Origin of the sequence: Stenotrophomonas sp. CFBP8980, assembly GCF_034046095.1 — a bacterium.
In the GTDB taxonomy this organism is placed as follows: domain Bacteria; phylum Pseudomonadota; class Gammaproteobacteria; order Xanthomonadales; family Xanthomonadaceae; genus Stenotrophomonas; species Stenotrophomonas lacuserhaii.
Genome location: NZ_JAXCXF010000004.1, coordinates 334,300 through 345,570, shown reverse-complemented (window position 1 = coordinate 345,570; position 11,271 = coordinate 334,300). Strand labels below are relative to the sequence as shown.

Here is an 11,271-nt window from a genome sequence, read left to right as displayed (position 1 = left end):
TGTGCAGGACACGCCGCAAGTACGTCCGTGTAGGCTCGCTTTTCGCATCCATGCGAAAAGACGGTCCTGCACAACCACCCCGCCCCACCTTTCGACAGATCCACGGCGGCCATGGAATCTTCGGTAGCGCCGACCCATGGTCGGCGGATTTTGTGGGGAAATGCGGTCTGATGGTTTCCGCCGACCATGGGTCGGCGCTACCGCTTTTTTTCTTCTTTTTCAACGCGGGTGGCGGCCACCGGAACCTGTCAGGGGGCCGGGCGGGGAGGCTATGGGGGCCTTGAGCGGCAGGAGCCGCGAAGAGCTACATGGACGTACTTGCGCGTGCCCCGCATAGCCTCCCCGCCCGGCCCCAACCACGTAGCCAACCCAACAAAAGCCACCCGCGAGGGGGTCCCACCCGTTCGACGAACCCGCCTACGGCGCCGAAGGCATCCCCGGCCGCACGTAGAACGACCGCCCGGTATCGTCCACGAACATCAGTTCAGGCGCGCCCTGCCACGAGGTCAGCATCGCGCCGGTATTGTTCTGGTGCTTGACCATCAGCGTGGCGCCGCGGTCCGGGTTGGCGACCACCTTGAAGACTTCGGTGGCGCCGGTGGCATCGTCCAGGGTCAGGATCGCTTCGCCGCCGACGTCTGATGTGCCATACCCGCCGCGTTCGGAACCGTCCGGGCCGAGCAGTACCAGGCCGGACAACGGGGCGGCACGCGGGCCCAGCGGCTTTCCGCCCGTGGTGGGATCGGGGACGGGGGCGCCCAGGATCAACCGCGCCTGGCCGTGCGCGTCGGTGATGACGAGCCCGCGGGCGTGCAGCACCTGGTCGGGCGATTGCGCCCGCTGCTGGCGCCAGGCGGTCCACCCGCAGGCGGCCAGGGCGACCAGGGAGAGAACGAGGGCAGTGCTGCTCAGGGCACGGGACATGGACGGATTCCTTCCTTGGATCGATCCACGACAATAGCCGATGCACGCGGCGCGCTCCAGTCGTCCATGCGACCTTCGCCGCATGCGACGGAGGTTGACAGCAACAAACCCCCTCGACCACTCTTCACCTGTTGGATTGCCTCGCAATCCAGGAGCAGGTTGTCACGCCGGACGGAGGGGTTCGTGCGCAGGCCCGCTCCTCCCCGGTCCCTGCAGCATCGCTTCGGCGAGGCCTGCATGCGGGCTAGCGCTGCTCCCTTCGGCGGCACCCTTTCCAGGACCGACTGCGCAGGCATCGGGTTTGAAACGTCTGTCGATGAAAACGATTACAAAGCAGCTCTCCCTTTCCGCCGCCGTTGCGCTGGCGCTCTCCGTTCCGGCCTTCGCTGCCGATACCACGCCTTCCTTCACTGTGCTGGCGCTGGACAAGGCGCCGCAGGCCGTAGATGTCGGTTCGCTGGCCACCCAGCTGACGTCGGTGCAGGCCGATGTGGTGACGGTGCTGGACGTGGAGCGTGCGGTCGGAGCGATCGATCCGATGCAGACACTGGCTGACCAGCTTGGCTTTGCCTACCGCTTCGTCCAGGCCGACGTGGATGCCCAAGGCACTGCGCAGGGCCAGGTGATCCTCAGCCGTGTCCCGGTGCAGGCCGAGTCCGGTCCGGACCAGGTCGGCCGGGGTTATCTGCGACTGGCCGATGACCGTCATGTGGTGGCGCTGTATGCGCAGGCCGGTGCGGATGCGACGGCACTGCCGGGCCTGCTGAAGTCCTCGCGCCTGGGGGCGCCGGCGGTTCTGCTGGCGTCGCAGGCGGTGCGGGCCGACGGCTTCGCCGCCACTGCGGTGGACGGCGTGGCCAGCAACGGATTCGCAGAAGGCCGCGCCTCGACGCTTGACCTGCGCGATGGCGCGGGTCGCAAGCTGCAGGCCCAACTGCTGACCTTGCCTTATGCGCAGGGCGCGACCCCGCCGCAGCCCTGGATGGACACCACGCTGGGCGCCGATGAGCGCACCCGCCTGCTGCTGGGTGAGATGACCCAGGACGAGAAATTCCAGATGCTGCGAAGCTACTTCGGGCTGGGCAAGGACGGCGGTCCGCTGCCGGAAGGCGCGGTCGGTTCGGCCGGCTTCGTGCCCGGCGTGGCGCGGCTGGGCATCCCGGCACAGCAGTCGGCCGATGCCGGCGTAGGCGTGACCAACCCCGGCGGCATCCGCAAGGGTGACTTCGCCACCGCGATGCCATCCGGTCCGTCCACCGCGTCCAGCTGGAACCCACTGATCGCTTATGTCGGCGGCGCCACCATGGGCCGCGAAGCCTGGCAGCAGCGCTTCAACATCCTGCTTGGTGGCAGCGTCAACCTGCAGCGCGATCCGCGCAACGGGCGCAACTTCGAGTACGCCGGCGAAGATCCGCTGCTGGGTGGCGTGATCGTGGGTGAGTCGATCCGCGGCATCCAGAGCCAGCACGTGATCTCCACGATGAAGCATTACGCGCTCAACGACATGGAGACGCGACGCAACTTCCACAGCGTGCAGATCGGCGACCAGGCGATGCACGAGTCGGACCTGCTGGCCTTCGAGATCGCCATCGAGCTCGGCAAGCCGGGTTCGGCGATGTGTTCCTACAACAAGATCAACGGCATCTACGGTTGCGAGCATCCGTACCTGATGAACCAGGTGCTGAAGCAGGAATGGAAATTCCCCGGTTTCGTGATGTCCGACTGGGGCGGCGTGCACAGCGGCTCGAAGGCGGCGCTGGCTGGCCTGGACCAGCAGTCGGCCGGTGAAGTGTTCGATGCCACCACCTTCTTCGACCAGCCGCTGCGCCTGGCCGTGGCCGGTGGCACCGTGCCGCAGGCGCGGTTGGACGACATGGTGTCGCGCATCCTGCGCACGATGTTCCTGCATGGCAACTTCGACAACCCGCCGCAGCACCAGCCGATCGACGTGGAAGCTGGCTATGCGGCGGCCCAGCGCACGGTGGAAGAGGGCAGCGTGCTGCTGCGCAACGAAGGCAACCTGCTGCCGCTGGCCGACAGCGTGAAGCGCATCGTGATCATCGGCGGTCACGCCGACAAGGGCGTGATCGGCGGCGGTGGCTCGTCCATGGTGGGTGTCACCGCCAAAGGCACCAATGCAGTGCCGGGCGTAATGCCGACCACCTGGCCGGGTCCGGTGATCTTCCACCCGTCCTCGCCGCTGGAAGCGCTGCGCGCCGAGCGGCCCGATGCCCAGATCACCTATGTGGATGGCCGCAATCCGGCTGCCGCCGCGCGCGCGGCCGCCCAGGCCGATGTGGCCCTGGTGTTCGCCACGCAGTGGTCGGCCGAATCGGTAGACCTGCCGGACATGCAGCTGCCCGACCAGCAGGACGCGCTGATCAGTGCGGTGGCCAAGGCCAATCCGAAGACCGTGGTGGTGCTGGAAACCAACGGCCCGGTGCGTACCCCGTGGCTGGCGCAGGTGCCGGCGCTGCTGCAGGCGTGGTATCCGGGCATCCGCGGGGGTGAAGGCATCGCCGCACTGCTCACCGGCAAGGTCAATCCGTCCGGTCGCCTGCCGGTGACGTGGGTGGTGGACGAGTCCCAGCTGCCGCGCCCGCACGTGCCGGGGCTGGGCTTCAACCCGAAGCAGCCGGCGGTGGACATCTTCGATTTCGATATCGAAGGTGCCAACGTGGGTTACAAGTGGGCTGCAGCCAAGGGCCTGGTGCCGACCTTCGCCTTCGGCCATGGCCTGTCCTATTCCAGCTTCGCCTACGAGAACCTGCAGGTGAGCGTGGAAGGCCAGCGCCTGGTCGCCAGCGTGGACGTGCGCAACACCGGCGCGCGCGCCGGCGCCGATGTTGCCCAGCTGTACCTGAAGCTGCCACAGGGCCACACCACGCCGATCCGCCTGGTCGGTTTCGACAAGGTCAGTCTGCAGCCGGGTGAGCAGCGCCGGATCCGCATAGAAGCCGAGCCGAAGACCCTGGCTGATTTCGATCCGAACGCGCGTGAGTGGAAGATTGCCGCTGGTGACTACCAGCTGCAGCTGGGTCGCAATGCGGCCGAGCCGCTGCAGGTGGTGGATGTGCAGTTGCAGGACACCGTGGTGCGCTGATTGCGGTCAGGTAGGTGACGACCAACGGTCGTCACCTACCGGGGCGGTCGTCACCCACCAGGCAGCATGTCAGCCCGTATTGCTCACAGCGGCGGGTAATCGGTATAGCCCTTTGCGCCGCCGCCATACAGGGTGGCCTGGTCGAGCTCGGCCAGCGGTGCGTTGAGGCGCAGGCGCTCGACCAGGTCCGGATTGGCGATGAAGGCACGACCGAACGCCACCGCATCGGCATAGCCCGATGCCACTGCTGCTTCGGCACGTGCCTTGTCGTAACCGTTGTTGGCGATCCATGCGCCGCCGAAACGCGAACGCAGGGCCGCGTAGTCGAACGGGATATTGTCGCGGTCACCGCCGGTCGACCCTTCGATCACATGCACGAAGGCCAGCCCCTCGATATCGTCCAGTCGTTCCACGGCGCGTTCGAACAACGGCTGCGGATCGCTGTCGTGGGCATCACCGGCTGGTGTGGTGGGGGACAGGCGCACACCGGTTCGCGCCGCACCAATCGTGTCGGCCACTGCGCTGACCACTTCGAACAACAGGCGGGTACGGTTCTCGATGCTGCCGCCGTAGGCGTCCTCGCGCTTGTTGCTGCCGTCGCGCAGGAACTGATCGATCAGGTAGCCGTTGGCCGCATGCACTTCCACACCGTCAAAGCGCGCTTCGATGGCATTGTGCGCGGCCTTGCGGTAGTCCTCGATCAATGCCGGGATCTCGTCCAGGGCGAGCGCGCGCGGCGTGGACACGTCTTCGAAACCGTTGGCGGTGAAGGTCTTCGCATCGGCGCGGATGGCACTGGGTGCGACCGGCACCTCACCTTCCGGCAGCAGGCTGGTGTGCGAGATGCGGCCGACGTGCCACAGCTGCAGCACGATCTTTCCACCGCGGGCGTGGACTTCGTCGGTCACGGCCTTCCAGCCCTTCACCTGTGCATCAGTGTAGATGCCGGGGGTGTCCAGGTAACCCTGGCCGAGCGGACTGATCTGGGTGGCTTCGGCAATGATCAGCCCGGCGCTGGCGCGCTGTCCGTAATACTCGACCGCCAGCGGCGTGGGAACGCGGTCCGGCAGTGCGCGATTTCGGGTGAGCGGTGCCATCACCACCCGGTTGGCGAGGGCGATCCCGCCCAGGCGGGTTGCAGTGAACAGCACGTTGTCATCGGTTGGCATCAAGCATCCTTCGTTGGGGGAGGAGGGGCCGTTGCAGGCCCGTGGACCGAGCATAGGACCTGGGTTGTTGCAGCGGTGGGAAGGCCTGTTGCACGCGCCGTGGACGCATGATGCGGGCGCGTCACGCGGCGCGGCGTAGCGTTGCCGGTGACGGATGGACGTCCATCCAGACCCCCGCAACAGGAGTCCAGCAATGATTGATTACCAACTCAAGGGCAAGACCGCGATCGTGACCGGCGGCGTGTCGGGCATCGGCCTGGCCGTGGCGGAAATGCTTGCCGCCTCCGGTGCCGCGGTTTCGGTATGGGACCTCAAGCAGGAGGCGGTCGACGCCACCACCGAAGCGCTGCGTGGCAAGGGCGCAAAGGCGCTCGGCATCGCGCTGGACGTCACCGACGAGACCGCCGTGGAAGCGGCCGTGGCGCGCACCGTGGCCGAACTTGGCAGCGTGGATATCGCGGTCAACAACGCCGGCATCGCCGGTCCGGCCGCGATCAGCGGGGACTACCCGGTGGATGGCTGGCGCAAGGTCATCGACGTGAACCTGACCAGTGTGTTCCTGTGCCAGCGCGCGCAGATCCAGGCCATGCGCAAGGCTGGCCGTGGCGGCAGCATCATCAACATGGCCTCGATCCTGGGGCAGGTGGGGTATGCCGGTTCGGTGGCCTATGCGGCGGCCAAGCACGGCGTGGTGGGGCTGACCCAGACCGCTGCCTGGGAGCATGCCGCCGACCAGATCCGCATCAACGCGGTTGGCCCCGGTTTCATCAGCACCCCGTTGCTGGAACAGATGGATCCGAAGGTACGGGCGACCCTGGAAGGCCGGCACGCACTCAAGCGCCTGGGCACTCCGGAAGAGGTCGCCGCGCTGGTGGCCTGGCTGGCCAGCGATGCCGCATCGTTCGCCACCGGCACCTACTACGCCATCGATGGCGGCTACCTGGCACAGTAAGCCGTCGGTTTTCACGGTCCTCGCACGGCGCTCCGGCGACCTTCACGGTTTGACCAAGGGAAGACGTGCGATGGATTTCAGCCAGGATATCTCCCTGCTGCTGCGGGTGGCTGCGGCCATGCTGTTCGGCGGGGTCATCGGGTTCGAGCGCGAACTGGGCAAGCATGCGGCGGGACTGCGCACGCACATGCTGCTGGCCGGTGCGGCGGCGCTGATCGTCGGGCTCGGCGATTCAGTGGCCGAGCATTTCCAGCAGGACCAGTACCGGGACCTGCTGCAGGTCGATCCGATCCGCCTGATCGAGGCGGTGGTGGCGTGCGTGGGCTTCATCGCCGCCGGCACCATCATCCGCGGCACGCGCGATGGCGAAGTCAGCGGCCTGACCACCGCCAGTTCGCTGATCATGTCCGCCGCGGTCGGCATCGCAGTCGGAATCGGCGCGTACGTGATCGCCAGCGGGGTGACGCTGATGTGCGTGGTAGTGCTGACCGTGATGCGCCGGGTCGAGAAGAAACTGTAATCCGGCGCATTCGCCGAAAGGCGAATTGCCTGGCGGCGCGGTTTGCGCTCACAGTCGGACATGATCATTTCCGCCTCCACCGACTACCGGGCAGCGGCGCAGCGCCGGTTGCCGCCGTTCCTGTTCCATTACGTGGACGGCGGTGCCTACGCCGAACACACGTTGCGGCGCAACGTGGAGGACCTGGCCGGCATCGCGCTGCGCCAGCGCGTGCTGCGCGATATGTCCGAACTGGACCTGCAGACCGATCTGTTCGGCGAGTCGCTGGCGATGCCGGTGGCGCTGGCGCCGGTCGGCCTGACCGGCATGTTCGCCCGGCGTGGGGAAGTGCAGGCGGCACGCGCGGCGGCCAGCCGGGGGATCCCGTTCACGCTGTCCACGGTGTCGGTGTGTCCGATCGAGGAGGTGGCCCCGGCGATCAACCGGCCGATGTGGTTCCAGCTGTATGTGCTGCGCGATCGTGGCTTCATGCGCAACGCGCTGGAACGCGCACAGGCGGCCGGGGTGACCACGCTGGTGTTCACCGTGGACATGCCGGTGCCCGGTGCGCGCTACCGCGACATGCATTCGGGGATGAGCGGACCGAACGCTGCATTGCGCCGCGCCGGTCAGGTGCTGGCGCATCCGCGCTGGGCCTGGGACGTGGGCCTGCGCGGGCGTCCGCACGACCTGGGCAACATATCGGCTTACCGCGGCGGTCCCACCGGGCTGGCCGATTACATCGGCTGGCTGGCCAGCAACTTCGATCCGTCGATCAGCTGGAAGGACCTGGAATGGATCCGCGAATTCTGGAAGGGATCGATGGTGATCAAGGGCATCCTCGACGCTGATGACGCGCGCGATGCAGTGCGCTTCGGTGCCGACGGGATCGTGGTATCCAACCATGGCGGGCGCCAGCTGGATGGCGTGCTGTCGACCGCGCGCGCCTTGCCGGCCATTGCCGATGCGGTGAAGGGCGAACTGAAGATCCTCGCCGATTCGGGCATCCGCAGTGGCCTGGACGTGGTGCGCATGCTGGCGCTGGGAGCCGACGCGGTGCTGCTCGGTCGTGCTTTCGTGTACGCCCTGGCCACCCATGGAGAAGCCGGGGTGGCCAACCTGCTGGACCTGGTGGCAAGGGAGATGCGGGTGGCGATGACCCTCACCGGCGCGCGTCGCATCGCCGACATCAGCCCCGAGCTGCTGGTCCGCGCGGACTGAAGTCCGCCCCGGTGCTGCGTTACTCGCAGCGCACGGCGGTGATCACGTCCTGCTTGTCGATGAAGACGCGCAGGCGATCGGTGCGCAGGTCCTTGGTGGTGATCGTGCCTGGACCGATCGGGTTGACCAGCCCGGCGCCGCTTTCGCGTGACAGCCGGCGCATGTTCGCCTCGTTCGCGGGCTGGCCCACGGCCCACCCGAGCGTGCTGGCCTGGCACTGGCCGCTGCCGCGCACCTGCGGGCCCGGGCTGCTGGCACAGCCGTTCAGGGCCAGCGTGCCGAGCAGCGCGAGGGGGATCATCATGCCGTGGCGGGTGTCCATCAGTGCGCTTCCACAGGGGAGGTGGAAGCACCATAGCACCGCCCGGCGTGACGGCCACGGCAGCCGGGCGGTCAGTGCGGCAGCGCGCCCTGCAGGTAGCTTTCGATGACATAACTGAAAGGCCGCTGCGCGCCGTCGCGCAGCAGGGCACGGACTTCCAGTACGGTGGCGCCGGCACCGTCGCCGCGTGCGGGCCAGTACGTTTGATCACGCAGGGTCTGGCGCTTGAAGCCGAGCGGTGCGACGACCCGGCCGAACGGTTCGTCAGTGCCGTCGAGCACGCTGTTCATCGCCGGCGTCAGCAGCGCGGGTACGTACCAGTTGTCCGCCTCGGACAGCACGCGCGGACCACAGGCTAACTGCACGCGGCGGTAGCGCAACGGCGTGCCGGCGTCGACCTGCAGCGCCCTGCGTACGTCGTCGGGTGCATCACGCTGCACGCCCTGGACCCGTACCGCGCGGACCCGCGCCTTGTCGGCCAGCCCGTGTTCGGCGCACCATGCTTCCAACGTGGCGGTGGCGCTGCGTCCGGCCAGCACGCGCTGGTGCAGTTCCTCCACGCGCTGTTGCGGCGTTGCGGATGCCGCCGGGGCGTCCTGCCCGGTCTGCGCATCGGCCGCGGCGAAGGCGGCCACCGGCGCTGCCGCCAGCAGCGAGGCGGCCTGCCAGCGAAGGCGGTCGGTGCGGTCGAACGGGCCCATGGATCCTGCTGTGGTGATTGCGTCAGCGCTAGTTTACCCGCTCCCGGGGTCGACCCGCTGCCGGGGCGCCCGGCAGTGGCGAGATGGATGCCTGCAATGCAGCGATTTCATTGGTCGTCTGGCCACACCACGCCGTAAGGTCGCATGCATTCATCGAAGGAGACCCGCATGACGGCCCTGCATGTCCATGGCGCGGTGGATGCCGCCGGCCAGCCCCTGTCCTTCACCATCGAGCACGGACGGTTCACCCGCTTCGCTGCCAGCGGGGCGCCCGAAGCCGGCGCCGGCGAGGGGGTCGACCTGCGCGGGTATACGGTGCTGCCGGCTCTGGTCGACGGCCACATCCACCTGGACAAGAGTTTCGTTGGCGACCACTGGCGTCCGCACCAACCGGTCGCCAGCCTGCGCGAGCGTCTGGCCCAGGAGAAGCAGGCGCTGGCGGATGCCGCGCCGATGGACGTGCGCGCCGAGGCGCTGATGCGGCAGATCGTCGCACTGGGCACCGCGGCGGTGCGTTGCCACGTCGATGTCGATGCGACCACCGGCCTGCGCAACCTGCATGCGGTGCAGCAGGCGCATGCGCGCTGCGCCGACCTGCTGGACATCCAGTACGTGGCCTTCCCGCAGGCCGGGGTGATGTCCTGTGCCGGCACCGCGCAGGTGCTGCGGCAGGCAGTGGCTGAAGGGGTGCAGGTGGTGGGTGGGATCGACCCGCAGGGCCTGGATGGGGATGCCAATGGCCAGCTGGACCTGCTGTTCGACCTGGCCGACCGGCATGCCGCGCGGATCGACGTGCACCTGCACGAGCCCGGTGAGCAGGGCCTGGCGCAGCTGCTGCAGGTGTGTGCGCGTACCGAAGCGGCGGGCCTGCAGGGCAGGGTGGCGGTCAGCCATGCGTACGCCCTCGGTGAGGTGCCGCTGGCCCGTGCGCAGCAGGTGGGCGAGGCGCTGGCGCGCGCGCAGGTGGCGATCATGACCAATGCGCCGGGCGACCGGCCGTTCCCCCCCGTGGCGGCACTGCATGCACAGGGCGTGCGGCTGTTTTCCGGCAACGACAACATCCGCGACAGCTGGTGGCCGTATGGCAACGGCGACCTGCTGCAGCGTGCGATGTTGATCGGCTACCGGTCCGGCTTCCATACCGACGCCAAGCTGCAGCTGGCGCTGGACATGGTCACCACCCACGCGGCTGCGGTGCTGGGCTTGCCCGACCATGGCCTGCAGGAGGGCTTGCCGGCGACCTTCGTGGCGGTACGCGCCGATCATGGACCGGCCGCGGTGGCGGGCGTGCCGTCGGACCGCGTTTCGATGCGCCGGGGGCGCTGGATCCTGCCCCCGCGCATCGCCTGAGCACGCCGGCTCACCGCGCTTCGTTGTCGACCTGGCGCTTCAGCTCAAGCGCCAGCGCGCGCACGCCGTCGTCGGCGTTGTCACGGTAGAGGATGCCGATCTCGTAGCTGTCGATCACCGGTAGTCCGTGTTCGCCATCGATGATGCGATGGTCGGCGGTCACCGCGCGCCGTGGCAGCAGGCTGATGCCGATGCCATCGGCCACCGCGCCCTGGATGCCGCTCAGCGAGGAACTGGTGAAGGTGATCCGCCAGCCCCTGCCGAGCGTTTCGATCGCATGGATCATCTCATCGCGGTACAGCCCACGCGGCGGGAAAGTGACCAGCGGCAGCACGTCCTGGCCTGCGCTGGGCGCGGCCCTGCTGTCGATCCAGTGCATCGGTTCGGGCCAGCAATGCACCGCCGGTCGGCTGTTGCGCCGTTGCTTGACCAGCACCAGGTCCAGCTCACCGTGGTCGAAGCCCTGGGCCAGGTCCCGGCTCAGGCCGCTGCTGATTTCCAGCCGGACCTGCGGATTGCCCCGGTTGAAGGCGGCCAGCATGCGCGTGGTGGCCGGGTTGACGAAATCCTCGGGCACGCCGAGGCGTAGCGTCGTGGCCACCGTTGCACCCGCCAGCGCCTGCAGCAGTTCGTCGTTCAACCCGAGCATGCGGCGCGCGTAGCCCAGCAGCGTCTGGCCGGCGTCGGTAGGCTGCACGTCGCGGTGACCGCGTTCCAGCAGACGATGTCCGGCCAGCTGTTCCAGGCGCCGCACCTTCTGGCTGATGGTGGACTGGGTGGAATGCAAGCGGCTGGCGGCCGCGGTGAAACTGCCGCAGTCGGCGACCATGACCAGCGCCCGCAGCAGGTCCAGTTCAAAGAGCGATCTATTTGCCTGGTTCATCGCTGGCATTTGCTTATTTCGTTTCCGCATGGGTAAAACGACTTCTACCATGCGCTGACACGGTGTGCCAACGCGCATGCCCGCATTGATTCCCGCGGCCTGCGCGCCGTGCAACCGGATGCCGCCCATGTCTGCTCGAACCATTTG

The 11,271-nt window shown here is 67.9% G+C and carries 10 protein-coding genes; 5 read left to right on the top strand and 5 right to left on the bottom strand.

Features of this window, described 5'->3' with window-relative positions; translation table 11 throughout:
- Nucleotides 1-417: 417 nt before the first annotated feature.
- A complete protein-coding gene (locus tag SOM47_RS11740; RefSeq protein WP_320505642.1) occupies nucleotides 418-924 on the bottom strand; it encodes a hypothetical protein in 507 nt (168 codons plus the stop codon).
- 316 nt (nucleotides 925-1,240) lie between these two features.
- On the opposite strand from SOM47_RS11740, the gene SOM47_RS11735 reads away from it, so the two are divergent.
- Nucleotides 1,241-4,027 (top strand): beta-glucosidase, encoded by a 2,787-nt coding sequence (locus tag SOM47_RS11735; RefSeq protein ID WP_320505641.1) that lies wholly within the window; start codon nucleotides 1,241-1,243, stop codon nucleotides 4,025-4,027.
- Nucleotides 4,028-4,110: 83 nt separating this feature from the next.
- Here SOM47_RS11735 and SOM47_RS11730 read toward each other — a convergent pair whose 3' ends face one another.
- Nucleotides 4,111-5,196, bottom strand: coding sequence for an alkene reductase (locus SOM47_RS11730; RefSeq protein ID WP_320505640.1), 1,086 nt, complete (start codon nucleotides 5,194-5,196; stop codon nucleotides 4,111-4,113).
- Nucleotides 5,197-5,389: 193 nt separating this feature from the next.
- Between SOM47_RS11730 and SOM47_RS11725 the strand changes: the two genes are divergently transcribed.
- From SOM47_RS11725 to lldD, 3 genes are all read left to right on the top strand, one after another.
- Entirely contained in the window at nucleotides 5,390-6,148 is a 759-nt protein-coding gene (locus SOM47_RS11725) for an SDR family NAD(P)-dependent oxidoreductase (protein WP_320505639.1), read from the top strand.
- Nucleotides 6,149-6,218: 70 nt separating this feature from the next.
- Nucleotides 6,219-6,668 (top strand): MgtC/SapB family protein, encoded by a 450-nt coding sequence (locus SOM47_RS11720; protein WP_042613935.1) that lies wholly within the window; start codon nucleotides 6,219-6,221, stop codon nucleotides 6,666-6,668.
- A gap of 60 nt (nucleotides 6,669-6,728) precedes the next feature.
- Nucleotides 6,729-7,868 carry an FMN-dependent L-lactate dehydrogenase LldD gene (lldD, locus tag SOM47_RS11715; RefSeq protein ID WP_042613936.1) on the top strand — a complete coding sequence of 380 codons (1,140 nt, stop codon included), beginning with the start codon at nucleotides 6,729-6,731 and terminating at the stop codon, nucleotides 7,866-7,868.
- A gap of 19 nt (nucleotides 7,869-7,887) precedes the next feature.
- On the opposite strand, the gene SOM47_RS11710 is transcribed toward lldD, so the two are convergent.
- Both SOM47_RS11710 and SOM47_RS11705 read right to left on the bottom strand, forming a co-directional pair.
- On the bottom strand, nucleotides 7,888-8,190 hold the full coding sequence (locus SOM47_RS11710; protein WP_052811968.1) for an I78 family peptidase inhibitor: 303 nt from the start codon (nucleotides 8,188-8,190) through the stop codon (nucleotides 7,888-7,890).
- A gap of 71 nt (nucleotides 8,191-8,261) precedes the next feature.
- Nucleotides 8,262-8,891, bottom strand: coding sequence for a hypothetical protein (locus SOM47_RS11705; protein WP_320505638.1), 630 nt, complete (start codon nucleotides 8,889-8,891; stop codon nucleotides 8,262-8,264).
- A 168-nt stretch (nucleotides 8,892-9,059) separates the two neighbouring features.
- Here SOM47_RS11705 and SOM47_RS11700 point away from each other — a divergent pair, with 168 nt between their 5' ends.
- A complete protein-coding gene (locus SOM47_RS11700) occupies nucleotides 9,060-10,241 on the top strand; it encodes an amidohydrolase family protein (protein ID WP_320505637.1) in 1,182 nt (393 codons plus the stop codon).
- A 10-nt stretch (nucleotides 10,242-10,251) separates the two neighbouring features.
- On the opposite strand, the gene SOM47_RS11695 is transcribed toward SOM47_RS11700, so the two are convergent.
- Entirely contained in the window at nucleotides 10,252-11,133 is an 882-nt protein-coding gene (locus tag SOM47_RS11695; protein ID WP_320505636.1) for a LysR substrate-binding domain-containing protein, read from the bottom strand.
- Between the last annotated feature and the right edge of the window lie 138 nt (nucleotides 11,134-11,271).

Bases quoted from the DNA above. Each gene is read 5' to 3' on its own strand.
- SOM47_RS11720 (WP_042613935.1), top strand. From the start codon at position 6,219: ATGGATTTCAGCCAGGATATCTCCCTGCTGCTGCGGGTGGCTGCGGCC.
- SOM47_RS11700 (WP_320505637.1), top strand. From the start codon at position 9,060: ATGACGGCCCTGCATGTCCATGGCGCGGTGGATGCCGCCGGCCAGCCC.
- SOM47_RS11705 (WP_320505638.1), bottom strand. From the start codon at position 8,891: ATGGGCCCGTTCGACCGCACCGACCGCCTTCGCTGGCAGGCCGCCTCG.
- SOM47_RS11730 (WP_320505640.1), bottom strand. From the start codon at position 5,196: ATGCCAACCGATGACAACGTGCTGTTCACTGCAACCCGCCTGGGCGGG.
- lldD (WP_042613936.1), top strand. From the start codon at position 6,729: ATGATCATTTCCGCCTCCACCGACTACCGGGCAGCGGCGCAGCGCCGG.
- SOM47_RS11735 (WP_320505641.1), top strand. From the start codon at position 1,241: ATGAAAACGATTACAAAGCAGCTCTCCCTTTCCGCCGCCGTTGCGCTG.
- SOM47_RS11740 (WP_320505642.1), bottom strand. From the start codon at position 924: ATGTCCCGTGCCCTGAGCAGCACTGCCCTCGTTCTCTCCCTGGTCGCC.
- SOM47_RS11725 (WP_320505639.1), top strand. From the start codon at position 5,390: ATGATTGATTACCAACTCAAGGGCAAGACCGCGATCGTGACCGGCGGC.
- SOM47_RS11695 (WP_320505636.1), bottom strand. From the start codon at position 11,133: ATGCCAGCGATGAACCAGGCAAATAGATCGCTCTTTGAACTGGACCTG.
- SOM47_RS11710 (WP_052811968.1), bottom strand. From the start codon at position 8,190: ATGGACACCCGCCACGGCATGATGATCCCCCTCGCGCTGCTCGGCACG.